The 19311-nt window shown below is 69.3% G+C and carries 20 protein-coding genes and 1 pseudogene; 11 read left to right on the top strand and 10 right to left on the bottom strand.

Annotation, left to right across the window (positions count from 1 at the left end):
• The first annotated feature begins 10 nt into the window (after positions 1 to 10).
• Both BM150_RS23690 and BM150_RS09520 read left to right on the top strand, forming a co-directional pair.
• Positions 11 to 388, top strand: coding sequence for a hypothetical protein (locus BM150_RS23690; RefSeq protein WP_139219494.1), 378 nt, complete (start codon positions 11 to 13; stop codon positions 386 to 388).
• Between the two features lie 331 nt (positions 389 to 719).
• A complete protein-coding gene (locus tag BM150_RS09520; protein ID WP_092926156.1) occupies positions 720 to 1136 on the top strand; it encodes a VOC family protein in 417 nt (138 codons plus the stop codon).
• A gap of 70 nt (positions 1137 to 1206) precedes the next feature.
• Here the strand turns inward: BM150_RS09520 and BM150_RS09515 are convergent, their stop codons facing one another.
• Positions 1207 to 2442, bottom strand: coding sequence for a cytochrome P450 family protein (locus BM150_RS09515; protein ID WP_175496754.1), 1236 nt, complete (start codon positions 2440 to 2442; stop codon positions 1207 to 1209).
• A 204-nt stretch (positions 2443 to 2646) separates the two neighbouring features.
• On the opposite strand from BM150_RS09515, the pseudogene BM150_RS25240 reads away from it, so the two are divergent.
• Positions 2647 to 2712: pseudogene (locus BM150_RS25240) on the top strand (hypothetical protein); the annotation flags it as partial.
• Between the two features lie 162 nt (positions 2713 to 2874).
• Here BM150_RS25240 and BM150_RS09505 read toward each other — a convergent pair.
• The gene (locus BM150_RS09505) at positions 2875 to 3492 is read right to left on the bottom strand and encodes a DJ-1/PfpI family protein (protein ID WP_092926152.1); all 618 of its coding nucleotides are present in this window, start codon (positions 3490 to 3492) and stop codon (positions 2875 to 2877) included.
• Between the two features lie 150 nt (positions 3493 to 3642).
• Between BM150_RS09505 and BM150_RS09500 the strand changes: the two genes are divergently transcribed.
• Positions 3643 to 4044, top strand: coding sequence for a PPOX class F420-dependent oxidoreductase (locus tag BM150_RS09500; RefSeq protein WP_092926150.1), 402 nt, complete (start codon positions 3643 to 3645; stop codon positions 4042 to 4044).
• A 110-nt stretch (positions 4045 to 4154) separates the two neighbouring features.
• Here the strand turns inward: BM150_RS09500 and BM150_RS09495 are convergent, their stop codons facing one another.
• The 5 genes from BM150_RS09495 to yczE all read right to left on the bottom strand — a co-directional run bounded on the left by BM150_RS09495 (position 4155) and on the right by yczE (position 8968).
• Positions 4155 to 5540 (bottom strand): phytase, encoded by a 1386-nt coding sequence (locus BM150_RS09495; protein ID WP_245755385.1) that lies wholly within the window; start codon positions 5538 to 5540, stop codon positions 4155 to 4157.
• Between the two features lie 231 nt (positions 5541 to 5771).
• Positions 5772 to 5999, bottom strand: a complete 228-nt coding sequence (locus BM150_RS09490) for a hypothetical protein (RefSeq protein WP_092926148.1) — start codon at positions 5997 to 5999, stop codon at positions 5772 to 5774.
• Between the two features lie 399 nt (positions 6000 to 6398).
• Positions 6399 to 7427, bottom strand: a complete 1029-nt coding sequence (locus BM150_RS09485; RefSeq protein WP_092926321.1) for a magnesium and cobalt transport protein CorA — start codon at positions 7425 to 7427, stop codon at positions 6399 to 6401.
• Between the two features lie 37 nt (positions 7428 to 7464).
• Positions 7465 to 8319: a protein phosphatase 2C domain-containing protein gene (locus BM150_RS09480; RefSeq protein ID WP_092926146.1), complete on the bottom strand. Its 855-nt coding sequence runs from the start codon at positions 8317 to 8319 to the stop codon at positions 7465 to 7467.
• Between the two features lie 7 nt (positions 8320 to 8326).
• On the bottom strand, positions 8327 to 8968 hold the full coding sequence (yczE, locus tag BM150_RS09475) for a membrane protein YczE (RefSeq protein ID WP_092926144.1): 642 nt from the start codon (positions 8966 to 8968) through the stop codon (positions 8327 to 8329).
• A gap of 62 nt (positions 8969 to 9030) precedes the next feature.
• Here yczE and yczR point away from each other — a divergent pair, with 62 nt between their 5' ends.
• The 3 genes from yczR to BM150_RS09460 all read left to right on the top strand — a co-directional run bounded on the left by yczR (position 9031) and on the right by BM150_RS09460 (position 12777).
• Positions 9031 to 10467, top strand: coding sequence for a MocR-like transcription factor YczR (gene yczR, locus BM150_RS09470; RefSeq protein WP_245755384.1), 1437 nt, complete (start codon positions 9031 to 9033; stop codon positions 10465 to 10467).
• Between the two features lie 1165 nt (positions 10468 to 11632).
• Positions 11633 to 12226 (top strand): RNA polymerase sigma factor, encoded by a 594-nt coding sequence (locus BM150_RS09465; protein WP_092926140.1) that lies wholly within the window; start codon positions 11633 to 11635, stop codon positions 12224 to 12226.
• Positions 12223 to 12777: a hypothetical protein gene (locus BM150_RS09460; RefSeq protein WP_092926138.1), complete on the top strand. Its 555-nt coding sequence runs from the start codon at positions 12223 to 12225 to the stop codon at positions 12775 to 12777. The genes BM150_RS09465 and BM150_RS09460 overlap by 4 nt, the downstream gene beginning before the upstream one ends.
• Before the next feature lie 232 nt (positions 12778 to 13009).
• Here the strand turns inward: BM150_RS09460 and BM150_RS09455 are convergent, their stop codons facing one another.
• Positions 13010 to 14176 (bottom strand): pyridoxal phosphate-dependent aminotransferase, encoded by a 1167-nt coding sequence (locus tag BM150_RS09455; RefSeq protein WP_092926319.1) that lies wholly within the window; start codon positions 14174 to 14176, stop codon positions 13010 to 13012.
• A gap of 244 nt (positions 14177 to 14420) precedes the next feature.
• Here BM150_RS09455 and BM150_RS09450 point away from each other — a divergent pair, with 244 nt between their 5' ends.
• Positions 14421 to 15626 (top strand): DUF445 domain-containing protein, encoded by a 1206-nt coding sequence (locus BM150_RS09450; protein ID WP_092926317.1) that lies wholly within the window; start codon positions 14421 to 14423, stop codon positions 15624 to 15626.
• Positions 15627 to 15674: 48 nt separating this feature from the next.
• Here BM150_RS09450 and BM150_RS09445 read toward each other — a convergent pair whose 3' ends face one another.
• Positions 15675 to 16286: a CGNR zinc finger domain-containing protein gene (locus BM150_RS09445; RefSeq protein ID WP_245693804.1), complete on the bottom strand. Its 612-nt coding sequence runs from the start codon at positions 16284 to 16286 to the stop codon at positions 15675 to 15677.
• Between the two features lie 45 nt (positions 16287 to 16331).
• On the opposite strand from BM150_RS09445, the gene BM150_RS09440 reads away from it, so the two are divergent.
• On the top strand, positions 16332 to 16745 hold the full coding sequence (locus tag BM150_RS09440) for a VOC family protein (protein ID WP_092926136.1): 414 nt from the start codon (positions 16332 to 16334) through the stop codon (positions 16743 to 16745).
• A 125-nt stretch (positions 16746 to 16870) separates the two neighbouring features.
• Here BM150_RS09440 and BM150_RS09435 read toward each other — a convergent pair whose 3' ends face one another.
• Entirely contained in the window at positions 16871 to 17632 is a 762-nt protein-coding gene (locus BM150_RS09435; protein ID WP_092926134.1) for a nucleotidyltransferase domain-containing protein, read from the bottom strand.
• Positions 17633 to 17927: 295 nt separating this feature from the next.
• Here BM150_RS09435 and BM150_RS09430 point away from each other — a divergent pair, with 295 nt between their 5' ends.
• Positions 17928 to 18395, top strand: coding sequence for a helix-turn-helix domain-containing protein (locus BM150_RS09430; protein ID WP_175496763.1), 468 nt, complete (start codon positions 17928 to 17930; stop codon positions 18393 to 18395).
• 5 nt (positions 18396 to 18400) lie between these two features.
• Positions 18401 to 19255: a hypothetical protein gene (locus BM150_RS09425; RefSeq protein WP_175496753.1), complete on the top strand. Its 855-nt coding sequence runs from the start codon at positions 18401 to 18403 to the stop codon at positions 19253 to 19255.
• Positions 19256 to 19311: the final 56 nt, after the last annotated feature.

Below are 19311 nucleotides of genomic sequence, written 5' to 3'. Positions count from 1 at the left end.
AATCACCCGGTTGGACAGTGGTAGCGAGATTCATATTGAATGGCGGGGTGGTTTCGTGCTAAATGTCGTGGTCATGTGGATAGTTGGCCTCATCGCACTGCTGGTGGGAATTTTACTCGTCGTATCGGGAAATCACCTTATTGCCGGGTGCGTCCTGCTGGCGTGGACAGTAGTGGACTCCGTCGTTTCCTCGGTTCGTCGCCGCAAAATTCACGCCGAATTCCGCGAGAGATTTCCGACGTCGGATGATGTGGCTCTGTCTCTGGATCGTGAAAAAATTCGACGACTGCGTGACGACGAAGGAAAAGTGCAGGCCGTTCGTCAGGTGCGTCGGGATGTCCCGGGGACGCCGCTCGTGGAGGCCGCGAACCTGGTGGATAAGCTGTGACTGGTGAGCGGACTGGTCACGAACATCGTCGTAGCGACGACGCAGCCGGCGGGCAGGTGAAGTGACGCGAGAAGGTTGACTGCCACTGCTGGCAGCCCTGCCACCAGTGGACCGACCGCGAACGCCATCTCCCCGCCACGGCATCGAGACTGATTCCGCGTGTTCACGGACCGCCCGGGCCGGTGTCGGGACGCTGGGGCGAGTTCGTGCGTGAAGAGTAAGCCACCTCGGAAACGGAACAGGAAGCAACCGCACCCGGTGCGGACCCCGCCGAATCCGTAGTGGGGCCGTGCTCGTGCTTCCGCCCAGGAAACACCGCTATGTTGGGGCCATGACTGACAGCTCGGCGTCCTCGGTCTGGCCGATCCTGCACTACGACGACACGCGCGCCGCGCTATGTTTTCTCGTCGATGTCCTGGGATTCCACGAGGTGCTCGCGGTGTCGGACGACGAGAACGACATCGTGCACGCCGAGCTGCGTCGGCCCGGCGGTGGTGCGCTGGTCTTCGGATCGACGAAGCACACCGACGGCGTGCACGGCCGGATGCGAGCCGGGAGCAGCGCCGTCTACATCGCCACCGAGGACGTGGACGCCGTCCACTCCCGAGTGAAGGAGGCAGGAGGCGACGTCGTCGAGGCGCCGCACCACACCGAGTTCGGTTCGGGAGTCGGATCGTACGCGCTCACGGTGCGGGATCCGGAGGGAAACCTGTGGACCTTCGGTACCTACCGAGGTATCGAGGCGTAGCGCGCCGACGTCGTGCCCGCTACCGCACCGCGCCGGTAGCGGAGTCCGCGCCAGTCGCTGTTTCCGAGTGTCAGCCGAGGTGAACGGGCAGCTCCTCGTAGCGTGTCCAGAACGGCATCGGTTCGAGTGCGAGTTCGGAGCGGTCGGTTGCCAGCCGCAGGTTCGGGTTGCGGCGGACGAGCGCCCGCAGTGCGACGCGGGTTTCCATGCGGGCCAGGTTGGCGCCGAGGCAGAAGTGCACTCCGTGGCCGAATCCGAGGTGGGCGTTGGGGTGGCGGTCGATGTCGAAGGTGTCCGGATCGTCGAACGCGGCGGGATCCCGGTTGGCCGCGGCCAACACGGGAATCACCGTCGCACCGGCCGGGATCGTCGTGTCGTGCCAGGTGACGTCCTCGACGGTGGTGGATGGTTTGGTTCCGCCGATCGGCCCGCCGTAGCGCACGAGTTCCTCCACGGCGCTCCGCCACAGCGCTTCGTCGTCGGGTGCGGCGCGCAGCCGCGCGAGCTGGTCGGGGTGATCCAACAGCGTGAGCACCGCGTTGGTGATCAGGTTGTACGTGGTCTCGTAACCCGCGGTGACCAGTAGGAAGACCATCGCGACCAGTTCGTCTTCGGAGAGGCGCTCTCCGTCCTCCTCGGCCTGGATCAGACCGGTCAGGATGTCCTCGCCGGGTTCGGATCGCTTGTGCTCGATCAGCTCGCGCACGAGCTCGGTCAGGGCGTTCATCTCCCGGGCCCAACTCTCCTGGCCGAGCCGCGCCATGCCCGTCACGAGGGCATTCATTCCCCGACCGAAACGCTCCCGGTCGGCGTGCGGCACTCCGACCATCTCGTTGATCACCGTAGCGGGGACGGGCAGCGCGAACCGCTCGCGCAGCTCGACTCGACCAAGGGGTTCCAGCTCGTCGAGCAGCCCGTGCGACAGCTCGTCGACTCGCCCGCTGATTCGCTCGATCGCTCGGGGGGTGAAGGGTTTGGCAACCAGCTTGCGCAGGCGTCGATGCGCCGGGTCGTCCATCAGGATCATGTTGCTGGTAGTCATCAGCCGTATCGGTTCGCGGACCGAGTCCGGAAACCCCGCGAGCATCGCCGGTCCCTGCCCTTCCGGGGAACGCAGGAACCGGTCATCGGCCAGCATCAGGCGGCAATCCTCGTAGCGGGAGACCAGCCACACGTCCTGATCACCCATGTAGGCCATCCGACCTCTGTGGACCGGTGCGTTCGTACGCAGCCACGCGTAGTGCGCGTGCGGATCGGCGACAAATTCCGGGCTGCCGACGGTGATCGTGGTGTCTGGTGTGGTCATACAGGGCTCCTCGGCCAACTCTGCACTGCCGCTCATCACGGAGGACTACGGAACCGTCGCTGTCTCCGACAGTCGTTTCGAGTGGTGGAATCGTTCGAGACCGGATTCGACGGGGCGGCGCGACACGGCTGGTTGTCGTGGTTGCTCGCAGTGTAGTGAAATGCCCGGCTCGGCGTCAGAGACCGAGGTGGAACCGCCACCGACATCGCCAGGACTCTCGGCGAAGCATCGCTCGGCATCGAGCACGTCGGTTCCACGGCGGTGGAGGGACTCGCGGCCAAGGACGTCATCGACATCGACCTCACCGCGGCCGACCCCCGGGCGAGCGGGCGTACGTCTCCGCGCCGGCGGAGCTGGGATACGTCCGCACGATCCGGGAGCCCTCCTTCCACGAGCACCGGTGCCTGCGGCTGTCGGGATCCCGCCGGTGCGTCAGCCGGTCGGTGTCGGGGCGTACTCGATGCCCTCGCGGACCTGGCGCGCCCGCTCGACACCCGCGAGGCGTCCGACGAGGTGCAGCGCCATCTCGATGCCCGCCGCGATACCGGCGGAGGTGACCACATCGCCGTCGTCGACGTACGGCACCCCGCCGTGCACCGCGACGGTCGGGTCCAGACCGCTCAGCCGTTCGAGCGCGGAGCGGTTGCTGGTGGCCGCCCGTCCCCGCAGCAGACCGCCCGCGGCGAGAACCAGTGAACCGGTGCACACGCTCGTCAGCAGCGACCCCCGCTCGCGTTGCTCGCGCAGCCACCGCAGATGCCCCGCATCGCCGCTCAGCCGCTGTGTGCCGTCGCCACCGGGGTGCAGCAGCACCTCCAGCTCGGGCACCGTGGTCATGCTGTGGTGCGCCTCGACGACGAGTCCCTTCTCGCAGTTCACCGCCGCACCGTCGTGCGAGAACGTGGTCACGGCGTAACCGTCCTCGGGAAAGTGCCTGGTCCACCACGCGAAGACCTCCCAGGGGCCGACCGCGTCGAGCTCCTCCATCCCGTCGAACAGCAGGATTCCGATGTGCCGGGTCTCGGTGGTTCCACCGTGCGTCTCGCTCATGTCCCCATGCTTCCGAAGCGACGAGGCGGAACCAAGTGGCAGGACTGCCCGGATGCACCAGGATCCTGCCATCGTGCGTACGGTGGCCGCGCTGCCGGTCGCGCGTGAGACTGGGCGACGAGCCGCTTTCCCGCTCGAAAGGTGGGCATCATGACCGAGACATCGGTGCCCGCGGTGCTGCGCCCGTTCGTCCGGCAGGGGACGGTCCTACTGCGGACCAGGAAACGCGACGGGAGCTGGGTCGACACCCCCGTCAACATCGTCGTGCGCGGCGACCGCGCCTACATCCGTACCTACGGCAAGTCGGGCAAGCACAACCGGCTGCGGAACTTCCCGGAGGTGTGGTTCTGTCCCTCGACGTGGCTGGGCAAGCCCACCGGGCCGAAGGTGTGGGGCCGCGCTCGGCGCCTGGACGGTGCCGAGGCCCGAACGGCGGCCCACCTCCTCACGCGCAAGTATCCCCTGCTGCACGGCATCCTCGTGCCGATCCTCCACCGGCTCATGCGCACCAGGACCCTGCACTACGAGCTGACCGACGTACTCGCGCGCTGACGACGGCCCACCGGTGAACCGCGACCGTTACCGCCCGAGGCCGTGATCCGGAGCGAGCGCGGACGGGGCCGCCGAGCGAGTGTCCCGACGACCCGACCGTAGAACCCCGGTCAGTCGTCGAACCGGTCGTCGAGTCCCTCGGTGAGTTCGCCGAGGTCGACGAACTTGAGGTTGGTGGCCTCGCGATCGCCGTCACCGGGCGAGTCGTGGCCGTCCTGCACCACCAGCAGCCCGTCCTCGTACCGCTCACCGAGCGGGGCGTCGAACACGGCGACTCCGTCGCAGTCCTCGGACCCGTCGACCGAACCGGAGGCGACGACCCGGAACGCGCCCTCGTACTCCGCACGACCGGGGAATCCAGGACCGGGGAATCCACCACTTGGGACCCCACGGCCGGGGAACCCGTGACCGGCGTCGCCCCGCTCGTACAGCCGGAAGGTGCTGTCGCCCTGGCTGGAGGCGATCACGTAGCCGCTCCCGTGAGCCCCACCGAGCAGCGCCAGCCCCTCCACGTCGGCGGTCAGGTGCTCGCCGCCGAATCCGGGGTCCTCCCCGGCGACGCACTCGTCGGTGGCGGGATCGTAGGTGGCCGGAACCCCGAAGCCGCGCACCCTGTCGATCAGCCTCGGAGCGCCCCGCAGGTCGGCGCGCATGCGCCACAGCCCGACCGTTTCCTGGCCCGCGTAGAGCGTTCCGTCGGCCGGGTCCACGACCATGCCCTCCACCTGCGGCAGTTCCCCTGGGTCACCGCACGGCGACCACGAGGCGCCGTCCGGCAGCCGGAAGGTCGAGGGCAGCCGCACGGAACGGACCTCCCGGTAGCCAACCGTCCCCTCTGGACTGAGGGTCAGTTCCAGCAGTGCGATCTCGGTGCGTCCGCTCCCGCTGACCAGCGCGTAGGAACGGCCACTGCGCTCGTCGGTCCAGGTGGTCAGTCCGTAGGCGGTGCGCTCCTCGTTGATCTCCGCCTGGTCGGCCGCGAAGATCGGTTCGACACCGGAGGCCGTGACGTCGACGAGTGGTCCCCGCCGCGCGTCGGGGTCGATGCGGTACACGCGCAGGCGGTCCCGGCCGCGGTCGCTGACCACGGCGTAGTCCTCATCGGGTGACTCGTCGCCGCGCGAGAGCCCCGAGTCGGTAACGATGTCCACATTGTTGAACCTGCCCGGCGCGTCGTCCGGCGTGGGCGGTTCCGGCGCGGGGATCGACTGCACCGGACGGGCGTCGAGGTCGTACACCCGCAGCCCGCCCTCCTTGGCGGTGGCGATGACGAGGCTGCGTTCGGGGGCGGCCGGGTCGCGCCAGATGGCCGGATCGTCCGCGTTGGCGTTGCCGCCGGTCGCGTCGTCGAACAGGGTCGGGGTCTCGCCCTCGGGTTCGAGCGTGAGCGGCTCGGTGGAGTCGTCGTGCGACGCCTGGGCGGGCGCGGCAGCGCCGATCACTGCGAAAGCGGCGGTCAGGGTCGCGAGGGAGCGGCGAGCGCTGGTTCCGAGCACGGAATGCTCCTACGTTCGGAAATGTTTCCGAACAACCGTGCGGTGCGGCCGTGTCCGCCGGTGATCAGGACTGTGAGCGGCGGGTGGACTACGGGTGAACGCTCGTGCCACCGCCACCCGACACCGCTGTCCGACGCCGTTGTCCGACGCGGCGCCACGTCGTGGCCTCCGGCTCGCGGGCGGGTGGTTCCCGCGGCGAGCGTTCCCGGCGCCCGGCTCGGCGGAGCGCGGTCAGCCCGCCCGGGGGTACTCCGCCGACTGCGAGTCGGCGTACTTGTAGACCCAGAATCCCCGCCCCATGTGCTGGTCCCGCTCGTACCAGGCGACGCCTTCGTTCTCCTCCGAGGCACGCGGTACGGGGAGTGGGGACAGCGGCTCACCCTCGCCGCTGACGGGAAGCGTGATCTCGCGGCCGTCCTCAGGGCCGCCGTACAGTTCGATGCGGGCGTGCAGGTTCATGGCGTGCCTCCGTGTGAAAAACCTCCGGCTTTTATTACTGACGATTAGCTCTCGGGTTTGGTTCCGCTTTTTCACCCGAACGGAGCAGTGAGCGGGTGCCGGTGCGGGCGGCCGCACCACTGTTCGCCCCTGTCCCCGATGCGTGGCGGCCCCTCGAATCGGAGCATCGCACGAGTCGCCCGGCCGCACTCGGCGAATCGGGAGCTCGCGGCACGAGTCAGCCGGAAAGGTGACACACGACCGAAAGGTGCGCCCCCGCTCTCAACCGGCCTGGGGGTCACCGGGAGTGCGGGGGCGCCAAGTCCACCCCTGGGGGTCAGGTGGACGTCGCCCAGGTTACTAAACAGTGCCGCGGATGTCTCTAGGGGAAGAGATCTTTTTTGGAGTGGATTCCGTTGGTCACAACCAGTCACGTCTCCGGAACACCGCGTACAGCGTCACCGCGACCAGCAGCATCAGCAGCAGCGACAGCGGGTATCCCGACGGCCAGTCCAGCTCCGGCATGTGCGTGAAGTTCATGCCGTAGACCGTCCCCACCAGCGTGGGAGTGAACAGGATCGCCGCCCAGGAGGAGATGCGCTTCACTTGCTCGTTCTGCCGCAGGCTCGTCTCGGTGAGCCTGGTGGCCTGCTCGTTCTGGCGTTGCGAGTGCAGCGAGGAGTTCACCAGCAGGATGTTCGCCAGCAGTTGCCGGTGCGACTCGACGCGCTCCGCCACGTCCGCCGCGTGGTCCCGGACGTCCCGCAGGTGGCGGTTCAGCTCCACGCCGTCGCGCAACTCGTGGAACGTCTGCTCCATGCCGTCCAGCACTTCCATGAGCGGGCCGGTCGCCCGCTGGAACTCGATCACCTCGCGGGAGAGCCGGTAGATCCGTTTGGACACTGTGGACTCGCCGCCGAACACCTCGGTCTCGATCTCGTCCAGGTCGTTCTGCACCCCGCGCTCGACCGGCAGGAAGTCGTCCACCACCCGGTCCACGAGGGCGTAGAGCACGGCGGGCGGGCCGTGCGCCAGCAGCTCAGGCTGGTTCTCCAGTCGTTCTCGCACCGCGTCGAGGTCGGGTCGGTCGCTCTGCCGCGAGGTGATGACGAAGTCCGAGCCGATGAACGCGTGCACCTCGCCGAGCGCCACGTTCTCGGTCGCTTCCTCGTACAGCGCGGAACGCAGCACCATGAACAGCGTCTCGCCGTAGCGGTCGAGCTTCGGCCGCTGGTGCGCGACCGTGGCGTCCTCCAGCGCCAGGTGGTGCAGTTCGAACTCGGTTCCCAGTCTCGTCAGCTCGTCCCCGTCCGGTTCGGACAGATCGATCCATCCGAAAGTGTGGTCGGAGTCGGAGCCGCACCGCAGTTCGTGCAGCGTTTGCTCGATCGTCCCGCAGCGCTGCCGCGATCTGCCGTTCACGTAGATGACGCTGTTCGCCAGCACCATGCCGGACACCTCCGCGGGAACGAGCGGTCGAGTGCTCTCAATCGTCCGACGTGAAGTCCACGACGGCGAGTGCCTGGTCGTCGTGTCGCTTGGGGCGTGGCCAACGACTGCCGTCCGGATCGGCGTGTTCGGCCGCACGGACTCGCTCCAGCACCGCCCACGCCGATTCCGCGCGGGCGTGCGCGAGCAGTTCCCGCCAGTCGCGGTAGCTGTCGTACTGCTCGACACCGCAGGAGACGCCGTCGCTGGCCAGCAGCGCCGAGCGGACCTCCGACCTGGGCCAACTCCGCCGGATCGCACGGTGCGCGGCGGACGGGTCGGCCTCGGCCACCCAGAAGCCGCCCTCGACGTTGCGCCAGCGGCCGGTCGCGTCCACCGCGGCGCGCAGCTCGTCGTGGTGCCGCTCGTCGAAGCCGCCGCCCCCGCGCAGCCGCTGCCGGTAGTCGCCCTCGCCAGTGGTGCGCAGGGCGTGCAGCCGGTCGTCGGTCACCGCGTCGGTCCCCGAAGCGGTGAACACCACGACCGGGCTGTCGGCCAGCACGAGCGCCTCCACGGTTCGCTCGTCCCACCGCAGGATCGACACCGTGGTGGAGGGGGAGTTCCCCGGGCGCAGCCCGTGGGCCGTGCTCACCTCGTCGATCGCCGACGCCAGCGAGTCGGCCAGGTCCGGGGCGGCTCCGGAATCGGGGTGGGAGCCCGAATCGGGGACGGGGGTCGGGTCGAGGCGGTGGCGCAGCGCCGTGGCCAGCTCGGCGGCGTACCAGCCGCCGGTGTGCTCGGTGGGGCGCAGCGAGGTGGCGCCGTCCAGCACCGCCACCGCGTTCGGCAGGGTGAGCACCACGTCCTCGCTGGGTTCGGTTCCCGCCTGTTCGGCTACCTCGACAGTGGGCATGTCCGGATTATCCTGCGTTCGGGGTCCGCACCGCCACAACGGGCATCGCGAGTTGCGCCGTCGGGCCGATCGCCAGCGCGTAGAGCGCCGTTCCGAGCCCCACCGAGCCGCCCAGCAGCCAGCCCGTCAGCAGTACCGACAGCTCGACGCAGGTGCGGACGGCGCGCAGCGACAGCCCCGTCCTGCCGTGCAGGCCGGTCATCAGCCCGTCGCGGGGTCCCGGCCCGAGCCGGGCTCCGACGTAGACCGCGGTGGCGACACCGTTGCACAGCACGCCACCGAGTAGCAGTGCCACCCGGAGCGACAGGTTCTCGACCGGTGGGATGAGGTGCAGCGCGATGCTCACCGAGAGCGCCACCATGAACACGTTCGCGACGGTGCCGATGCCGGGCCGCTGGCGCAGCGGTATCCAGCACAGCAGCACCAGAGCACCGGTGATCGCGGTCACGGTGCCGAAGCCCAGGCCGGTGCGTTCCACCAGGCCGTCGTGCAGCACGTCCCACGGCGCGAGTCCGAGTTCCGCGCGCACCATCATCGCCATGCTCGTGCCGTAGCAGGCGAGTCCGGTGAACAGCCGTAGCAGTCGGGTGCCGGGGCGGTGTGTCACCGGTATCGGTTCGAGGTCCACTGTTGCGGTTCTTCGGGGCATATCCGATTGATATTCGGTTTTGGCCTGTTATGGACAGGGCCAATCGTGGAATATTGGTACCCGTGACGATTTCGGAAACGGGAAGAATGGGTGCCAATGCCCTGGCGCGGTTGTTGGGCAACTGGTCGCGGGGCGACCGTCCCAGTGCCGACGCGCTGTACTCGGCACTGCGCCAGCTGGTGCTGGAGGGGCAACTGCCGCCCGGTACGCGACTACCCGCCGAACGCGAACTGGCCGACCGGCTCGGCGCCAGTCGCAATCTGGTGACCGCTGCGCTCGACCGGCTCCGGGAGCAGGGGTTCGTGCGGAGCAGACGGGGAGCGGGCTCCTGGATCGGGTTGCCGGCCACGGCCGGCGGCACCGCCGAGTCGGGTGGTTGGTACCCGCCGGAACGCGGCGAGAGCATCAACTTCGCGCAAGCCACTCCCGCAGCGTCCCCCGAGGTGTACGAGGCGTTCGAACGGGCGAGCGAACGGTTCGCCACGCGGTTCCACGGGCACGGCTATCAGACGCAGGGCCTGCCGGAGCTGCGGGAACGGATCGCGCGGCGCTTCGCGGAGCGCGGCCTGCCCACCGACCCCGAGCAGATACTGATCACCAACGGTGCGCAGCACGCCTTCGCCCTCGTGCTGCGCACGGTGCTCACTCCCGGGCAGCGGGTGCTGCTGGAACACCCCACCTACCCGAACGCGCTGGAAGCCGTCCGCGGCGTACACGCGCGGCCGCTGCCGGTGCCCATGGTCGACGGCGGGTGGGATCCGGAACTGCTGGAGGCGACCCTGGCACAGGCGGCGCCGCGGCTGGCGTATCTGATTCCCGACTTCCAGAACCCCACCGGTGCGCTGATGACCTCGGTCGAGCGGGAACGACTGGGCCACGCGCTGCGGCGTCACCGCACGACCGCGGTGGTGGACGAGACGCTGGTCGACATCAATCTCTCCGGGGAGCCGCTTCCGCTTCCCGCGGCTGCCTTCGCCGACTCGCAGACGGTGACGGTGGGCTCGGCGAGCAAGTCGTTCTGGGGAGGTCTGCGGCTCGGCTGGATCCGCGCGCCGCACGAGTTCGTGCAGCGCATCGTCGTCGGTCGTGCCGCGATCGACCTCGGCAGCCCCGCTTTCGAGCAGCTCGTGCTGAGCGAGTTGCTGGACGACGCCGATCGCACGCTGGATCGGCAGCGCACGAGACTGCTGCACCAGCGGGACCGGTTGGTGGCGGCGCTGCGCGAGCTTCGACCACAGTGGACCTTCACCCCTCCGGACGGTGGACTCTCGCTGTGGTGCCACATCGGCTCCCGCCGAGCCGGGCGGCTGGCCGTGGCCGCCGAACAACGAGGCGTGCGGCTGGCTTCCTCCGGGAGATTCGCGGTGGAAGGGGAGTTCGACGACCGTCTCCGACTGCCCTACAGCCTGCCGGAGGAAACGCTGCGGCGGGCCGTGGAGTTGATCGCCGAAGCCGACGACTCGATCGGGCCTGCCCATCCGCCCGACCTGGTTACTTAGTGAGGGAAGTGTGGGGTTGCGCCGCGTGGCGGTGCTGGTGGCGGAACCTCCGGCACGGCTCTCGCTGCGGGTGCCCCGACATCGGGTAGCGACCTACACAACGTCGGGGCCGTCCTCGCGAGAGCCGCACCGGAGAACCCGCGGCGGCGCCGACTGCGAGGGTGGTCGGAGCGCGGCCCGCGGCGAAGCGGCGCGGCGATTTCGCGAGAAATCGACGGCAGCCGGGCCGCGTGGGGTGACCGTGATCCGGTGCTGCCACGCCGTGGGCGCGTAGATTTCGTGGGAAATCGACGCCGTTCCGGAGACGGGTGGCGGAACCTCCGGCACGGCTCTCGCGGCGGGAATGGCTGTTCGGCCACCCGCCGGCACGGCCCCTCGACGTGCCGGTGGGTGGCCGCTCGACCCGGTGTCACAGGGGCAGTGCGACACCGGGGGCGGGGCTGTCTGCCGCTCTCGTGACGATTGGTTCGCCCCGATGCGGCGCCCCGACCGACCCGGTCGGGCGCAGGCAACCGGATCGGAAGTCTCGGCGTTCGGGCCGTGCGGGATGAGCGGCGAACTCTCGCTGTGCACTCTCGGCCTCTCACCGCGCACTCTCGGAATCTCGCCGGGCGCTCTCGGCCGCTCGCCGTGCCCTTTCGGTCAGCCGCCGTCCGCTGCCCGCGGTCTGGAGCGGAAACGCCCGGCGTGCTTCGGGAACCGGAGCGCGCCAACCGGCGATCGTCCGGTCTCGGTGAATGTGGACGTTCCCGCATCACTCGGGACTGTCCGTTGCATCAGAATCACCGCCCCGTGTCTCGCTGCCCGCGTTCGACCATCATCCTCCCGGGTAATCGGCGAATTGGCATCCGCAACCGCCGCCTATCACCCGGTTAGGCGGTGTTACGAATCAACGATCGCCCGTTGTGACTCGTTGGTTTTTCCCGAATGCCGTCCGCCGGTGAGTGAGAACGGTCCGGGGTGGGGCCGGCGGCTTCCCGGTGACTACGCGGCAGGTACGTAGTACTACTCGAACTCTTGCCCCGTTCGGGGGTTTACGGCCGCACCGCGAATCCAGCGGCGGCCGTTACGTCTCCTATTCGGCGAACCGGCCCGAGTCGTGTGCTTCGCTCGACGCCCACGGCTCCCGGGTCGGGACCGATCCCGAAGTAGGAAAGGTGTTCCAGTGACGGAACGGGAGCGATCCTGCGGTACCGCCGTGTTGCTCAGTCGGCTGGCCGTCGGTGACGAACGCGCCTGGCGCGAGCTGGTGGACCGCAACAGCGGTGTGGTGTGGGGAGCCGTTCGCGCCTACTCGGCCAACCGGGCCGATGCCGAGGACGCGTGGCAGGCGACCTGGCTGCTGCTGGCCGAGAACCTGCACCGACTCCGCGACTCCGAGGGGGTGTCCGCTTGGCTGGTTACCACCGCCCGCCGCGAGTCGATGCGATTGGCGCGGGCACGACGCAGGGAATCGCCCAGCGGGCTGGCCGGGCTGCTGGCCGAAACCGCCGACGGCACCGAGACTCCGGAGAGCAGCGCGGTGCGTTCGTTGTCGGCCGCGCGGATGGCACAGGCGTTCGCGCAGCTGTCACACCGCTGCCAACAGCTGTTGCGGATCATGGCTGTGGCCCCGGACGCGAGTTACGAGCAGATCGGTACCGCGCTGGGGATGGCCCGCGGTTCCATCGGTCCCAAGAAGCAGCGATGCCTGCGAGCGCTGCGCCTGCGGATGCTCGCGTCCGGGAGTCCGGAAGCCGTGGAAGGGGTGGCGGTGTGAGCGCGGGGGTCGGTGGGAGCGCGGGGATCGATGAGAGCACGGGGATTCCCGAAGAGCTCCGGTCGTTGGGCAGGCTGTTCCGTCGAACGGATCCCACCCCCGATCGGGCGATCAGCGCGGCCTACGGTGCCGCGCGGCGCCTGGTCCGGGAGCGTGACTCGGTCGGAGTGCTGGAACCGCTCGGCGATTCCGCCCTCCGGTGCCGCGCCGTCGAGGAGTCGTCCGATGTCGCCGAGGAGTCGTCCGGCGCTGCCGAGGTGCGCACGTTGAGCTTCGCCGCACCGGGCAGACTCGTCGAACTGGAACTGCGCCCCGCGCGACAGGGGATGTTCCTCGCCCGCGGCATCGTGCTCAGCCGAGCGGGGCAGCCCAGCCCGGCGGGCGCGGTGATCGTGCGGCACGGCCAGGGGGAGTGCCGGGGCGAGCTGGACGACTGCGGTGGGTTCGCCGTGCCCGGCGTTCCCGCCGGACCGATCTGTCTGCGGCTGCACACCCGGCGAGCGGACGGGCTAGTCACGCATCGGACGGGCAGCGACTGGTTCGTTTGCTGACGCGGGGCACGGTGCTTCGCGAGCGCGGCGGAGAGGCGTTCGGTTGGCCGGATTCGCCCGGATCCCGGCCAACCGGGGCGTCATCCGTGGTGTGGTGGCGACGCGGTGGTCACGTCGTCACCCGTGAAGTCGGGTATTCGCTGGTGAGGTCCGGTATCCGCTGGTGAGGTCCGGCAAGGGCTACGCCGGGGGAGCCGGGCAGCCGCCCGGCGGAACTCCCTCAACCCAGCCCTCAACCCAGCTTGTGCAGTCGCCGGACTCCCTCGTCGATCACCTCGTCGCGTTTGCAGCAGGCGAACCGGACGAGGTGGCGTACCGGCTCGGGATCGTCGCAGAGCACCTGGAGCGGAATGGCCGCGACACCGGCCAGCTCGGGTAAGGCGCGGCAGAACTCGGCGCCGTCGGAATAGCCGAGCGGCCGGATGTCGGCACACAGGAAGTAGGTGCCCTCGCAGGACAGCACCCCGAAACCCGCCGAGCGGAGCCCGGCCCCGAGACGGTCCCGCTTCCGCTGCAGTTGGCCGCGCAGTTCCGGCAGCCAGTCCCGCTCCTCGCGCAGGGCGTGGGCCACGGCGGGCTGGAACGGGGCGCCACCGACGAAGGTCATGAACTGCTTCGCCGCGCGAACCGCCGCGACCAGTTCCGGGGGGCCGCAGACCCAGCCGATCTTCCACCCCGTGACGTTGAAACTCTTGCCCGCGCTGGACACGGACAGGGTGCGCTCGGCCATTCCCGGGAACGTGGCCAACGGCAAGTGGTCGCGCCCGTCGTAAACCAGGTGTTCGTAGACCTCGTCGGTGATGGCGAGCAGATCGTTCTCCCGGCAGACCGCCGCGATCTCGGCCAGCTCCGCCTCGGTGAACACGGTGCCGGTCGGGTTGTGCGGCGAGTTCAGCACGATCGCGCGGGTGTTCGGACCGACCGCCGCTCGCAGGGCCGCGGCGTCGAGCTCGAACCGCTCCCCGGTCACCCGCAGCGGCACGGTGCGTCGCGTCCCGCCCGCCAGCGAGACCGCCACGGGGTAGGAGTCGTAGTAGGGCTCCAGCAGCACCACTTCGTCACCGGGCTCGACGAGACCGAGCATCGCCGCGCTGATCGCCTCGGTGGCACCGACGGTCACCAGGATCTCGGTCTCCGGATCGTGCTCGATGCCGTAGTCGGCGGCGCGCTGGGCACCGATGGCGGCGCGCAGCTCGGGCTCACCCGGCCCCGGTGGGTACTGGTTCGTGCCGTCCGCGATCGCCCGTTCCGCCTCGCGGAGCATGCCCGCTGGGCCGTCGGTGTCGGGGAACCCCTGTCCCAGGTTGACGGCTTCGTTGCGCCGGGCGAGCTCGGTGATCTCGGCGAAGATCGTCGAGGTGAACGGGCGCAGTCGACTGCTCAAGGGTGGAGTACGCACGGATCGCACCCTACTAGTGGAAGCTCGGATGACCAGGTTTCCGTGGTGCTCGCCCGACGAACTTCCGCCGGTTCCGGGTGCCTCCCGTCGGGGACGCGTCCGGGTCGTGGGGCTTCGTCGCGGCGCTCGCCCCGGTAGGCCGAGGATCGAGCGCGGTGGCGGCCGTGGTCGGCAGCGCTGCCACAATCGTGGGGTGTCGGATACTTCGGTGGCCGAGCTTTCCCGCAGGCGCGGGCTGCGCCGCATGAAGGGCGTCGCCACGGGGCTGTTCCTGCTGGCCGCGCTCGTTTATCTGTGGACCGGGTGGCTGGTGCCCGACGGCTCCGGCTGGGTCGGGTACGTCAACGCCGCCGCCGAGGCGGGGATGGTCGGCGCGCTGGCCGACTGGTTCGCGGTGACCGCGCTGTTCCGCAGACCGCTGGGACTGCCCATCCCGCACACCGCGATCATCCCCAACCGCAAGAACGCGCTCGGTCAGAGCCTCGGTGACTTCGTCGGCACCAACTTCCTGTCCGAACGGGTCGTGGTGGACAAGCTGGACCGTGCCGGGATAACCGGCCGGATCGGCGAGTGGCTGTCGCGGCGGGAGCACGCGGAGCGCGTCACGGCGGAGTCGGCAGCGGTGTTGCGCGGTGCGGTGCGGGTGCTGCGGGACGAGGACGTGCGGCAGGTGCTGGAACAGACCGTGCTGCGCAAGGTAGTCGAACAGCCGTGGGGACCGCCGTTGGGTCGCGTTCTCGGCAGGGTCTTCGAGGACGGTTCGCATCGCGGGCTGGTCGATCTGGTCTGCGATCGTGCCTACGACTGGGTCCGGGACAACTACGAGACGGTTTCGCGGGTGGTGGACCAGCGTGCTCCCTCCTGGTCACCCAGGTTCTTCGACTCGCTGGTGGCGGACAAGATCTACAGCGAGGTACTGGCCTTCGCCTGGGCCGTCAAGACCGATCCCGAGCACCAGATGCGCAAGGCGGTGGACCGGTTCCTGGTCGAGTTCGCGCGGGATCTGCGGGAGGACCCGGCCACGATGGCCAGAGCCGATCGCATCAAGTGGCAGGTGCTGGAGCACCCCGAGGTGCGGAGCCTGGTCACCGACGCCTGGACGACGGCCAAGGGCATGCTGCTGGAAGCCGCCGAGGACCCCGACAGCGAGCTGCGGCAGCGGGTACGCGACGGCCTGGTCTCACTCGGTGGCCGCCTCGCCGCCGAGCCGGAGTTGCGTGACAAGGTGGACGGCTGGCTGCGCGAGGCGGCCCGTTACGTCGTCAACCACTACCGTGCCGAGATAACCACGCTGATCACGGACACGGTCGACCGCTGGGACGCGGCCGACACCTCCCGCAGGATCGAGCTACAGGTGGGGCGCGACCTGCAGTTCATCCGCGTCAACGGCACGGTGGTGGGTGCGCTGGCCGGACTGGCCATACACACGGTCACTGAGTTGTTGTTGTGACCACCCGCGGTGACCACACGGCTGTGCCGAGCGGTGTCGTGGTGGTGCTCAATGTGGGGTGTGGCGTTCCCGCCAGGAACGTGCCTTCTCCCGGTTGCCGCAGACCCGCATCGAGCACCAGGTGCGCGATCGGTTTCTGGAGCGGTCGTAGAAGGCCCACAAACAGTTCGTCGCGGGACAGATCTTGATGCGGTGCCAGCGTCCCACCGTGGCGATGCGGGAGGCCGCCGCGAGGACGGCTCCGAGTGCATCGCTGCCGGAGGCGACCGGCACTCCTTCCTCGAGATGAATGCGCACCGGCCATTCCGCTGTCGCGGGAGGTATGGCCGTTGATTCGCCTGAACCGCAACTGATCGAATCGCGCATCAGGTCGCGAATCTCGCGTGCTGCTGCCGTGTCCACGGATGCCTGCCCGGTGTGTCGCAGGCACCACTGCTGCCATTGTTCCGTCTCCGCCAGCACATCAGTGCCGGTCTCGGCGTCGACGGTGTTGAGAAACGCCAGCAGAAGGTCGATGTCCTGTTCCGTGTCGGGCCCGACGGGCTCGGAGGGCGCCGCTGATAGCCCGTTCGGCGCGACGGCTGCGACGGCTTTGCTGTTCACGGTCCCATCGTAGGCCAGCGATTCCTTGCGGTAACGCGGTTGCGAGGTCATAATCATCGACTGGTAACCATTGAAACAGTTACGGTAGTTACGGAGACTTCGATGGCAGGAACCGAACGCGCCACCTCGCCCCCGCCGCGCGTGATCTCCTTCGTGCTGGACGGTCCCGATCCGCGCGGGCTGGCCGAGTTCTACGGCGAGCTGCTCGGCTGGCCGGTCGACGAGTCGGTGTCCGACGAGCGGTGGGTGGAACTGGCCGATCCCGAGGGCGGTGCGCGGATCTCCTGCCAGTTGGATCCGCACCACACAGCCCCGGGGTGGCCCGATTCGCCGCCGCAGCAGCAGGCTCACCTGGACGTCAGAGTGACCGATTTCGAGGCCGTCGAGGCCCGTGCGCTGCGTGCCGGAGCCACTCGGCTGCCCCAGCCCGCGGACGAGGTCGACTCGAAGTTCCGCGTCTACGCGGACCCCGCCGGGCATCCGTTCTGCCTGTGCTGGGGACCGCCGCCCGCGTGATTTCGCGGGAAATCGACATCCCTCGAACGGGGCCGACGGTGCTCCGCGTGTCGACCGGTGGGGCGGCACCCCGTCCGGTGGCCCCGGAGAGGTCACCGGCACCGGCGCCGTCCGCACCACGGTCGTCACGGAATCCGCGCGGCCACGGTTCCGAACAGTTCGTTCGCCTCGTCGAAGGCCCGTCGCAGTGTTTCGGGGTCGGGTCCCAGCCCGGCCACGATTCCGTCCACGCCTTCCAGGTCGGCCTGCCGCAGCAACCACTTCTCGTTGGTCACCCACTCGCCACGAGCCGCCAGCACGGCGTGTGCCAGCTGCATGGCCGCGGTCGCCAGCGCACCGGCGAATCCGGTGACCCGTCCGGGCCGGACGAAGGCGCCCTCGGCGTACCGGAGCGTGAGCATCGCTCGTTCGCGCCACACCGGGGGTGCCGCCGCACGCAGCGCCTCCGGATATTCGGGATCGGGCGGACTGCCGCGCAGCACCCGGTTTCGCGCCAGTTCCGCGAGCAGCAGGTAGCTGGGGATGCCGGCGAGGTGGAACATCAGCGGCTCCCAGTGGAAACGTCCCTGCCTCGCCTCGGCGAGTTCGCGTTCCACGACGTCCAGGTCGCGGTAGTGGACGTCCACGTGTCTGCCCTCGATCGTCAGCCAGGCCCCGCCGTTGAACACACCGCCCCAGTCGCCGATTGCGGAGACCTCGCCGGGCCAGCCGAGTCCGCGCAACTCCGCCGGGTCGAAGTCACCGCGGTAGTACAGCGCGAAATCCCAGTCGCTCTCGGCGGTGTGGGTGCCCAATACGCGCGAGCCGCCCAGCGTCACCGCGCGCACGTCGGAGAGTGCCGCCAGCCGTTCGGCGACACGCTCGGGAAAGATCTCGTCGTCGTTCATCGGGAATCCGATCGGATGAAGTGGACAGGAAGGAATCCGCTCTCGGCGTGCGTGGCCGGAGCGCGTCGGACGACACGGGACCGCGATGCGGTCCGCGACGGATCACCACTTCATCGCGCTCGATCTTAGCGAACACCGAGCCCGCCACGGCGATTTCGCGAGACATCGACAGCCGTCGCCAACGCGGTGTCGGTTACCGCTCTCCTCACCCGTTCGAGTGCAAGCAATGTGCTTGCAATAGTTAGCAACGCTGTTAGCGTGGAGGTGAGGGAAAGGTGGCGCGATCGTGGAACGGATGGAGCGCCCGGTCAAAGCCGTGAACCGGGCTGTCAACGATCTGGGGGGCTACATCCGCGCGCAGCGCGCCACCGCCCAGATCTCGCTGCGCCAGCTGGCGAAACGGGCCGGAGTCTCCAACCCGTACCTCAGCCAGGTGGAACGAGGACTGCGCAAGCCCAGCGCGGAGATCCTGCAGCAGATCGCCAACGCCCTGCGAATCTCGGCCGAGGCGCTGTACGTGCGGGCCGGGATCCTGGAAAGCCGTCCGGGTGGGCCGGTGGTCGACGCGATCCTGGCCGACACCGAGCTGAACGACCGGCAGAAACAGGTGTTGCTCGACGTCTACACCTCGTTCCGCGGCGAGAACGCGGCATCCGGGGCGGTGCCCGTGCGGGACCCGGAGCCACGGGATGAGCCGGAGTCACGGGAGTCGCGGGACGGGACCGCCGTCCACGAGGCAGTTCGATCCGAATCCGAGGAGTGAGCACCATGGCGACACGAACCGAGAACAGCGATACCGAGCAACCGGGCGGTCGTGCGGGCCAAGCCGCCGAAGGCCTCTACAAGCAGGCTCGGATGCCGCTGGTGGCGGCCCTCGGCGCGGGTGAGGTCGCCGCGCACGCCGTGGCCGACAGCGTGCACCGGGTGCGGGAGCAGCTCAACGAGCACGCGGGATCGGCACGCGAGACCGTGAGCGAACTGCCCTCGGACCTCGGGGAGCTGCGCGAGCGGATCCGTTCCGGAGAGGTGCGCGAACTGCTCGACGGTTATCGCGATTCCGCCGCGAGGCTCTACGGCTACTTCAGCGAGCGCGGTGAGGACGCACTGCAGCGGCTTCGTGAGCAGCCGGGAGTGCGGCACGCCAAGAGCCAGGTCGAGCACGCCCAGGAACGTTTCGAGGGAGCCGTCGGCGAGGCCCGCGAACTGGCCGACGACGTGCTCGGCAGGGTCAGCACCACCACCCGCTCGTTCGGGGAGAAGGCGGCCCGCACCACCCGGACCGTGGCTGAGGAGACCGCCGGGGCGGTACGCGAGACCGGTGCCGAGGCGGCCAGTACCGCCGAGGAGACCGCCGAAACGGTGCGTGAGACCGGGGAACGTGCCGCCTCGGAGACTCGTGGCGCGACACGACGCGCCGCCAACCGCGCCTCGGCGGCGAAGAGCGGCGGCCGGAGTGGTTCCGCCAGTGGGAGTTCCGGCAGCGGCAGCTCCGCCAGTGGCAGCTCCGCCAGTGGCAGCTCCGGAAGCGGGAGCCGTTCCGGTGGGCAGCGTGGTTCGTCCGGGAGCAGGAACAACCCCTCGAAGCAGCCCAGGTCCGCCGCGCGGAACAAGGAGCAGAGCTGACTGGACCCGGCCGCCCGCGGGAACGACCGCGGGTGCGGCCGACGTCCGACACCGCC

The organism is Actinopolyspora alba, from assembly GCF_900112765.1.
Taxonomy (GTDB): Bacteria; Actinomycetota; Actinomycetes; order Mycobacteriales; family Pseudonocardiaceae; genus Actinopolyspora; species Actinopolyspora alba.
Note: the sequence above shows the minus strand (reverse complement) of the source record. Positions and strands in the feature narration are given on the sequence as shown.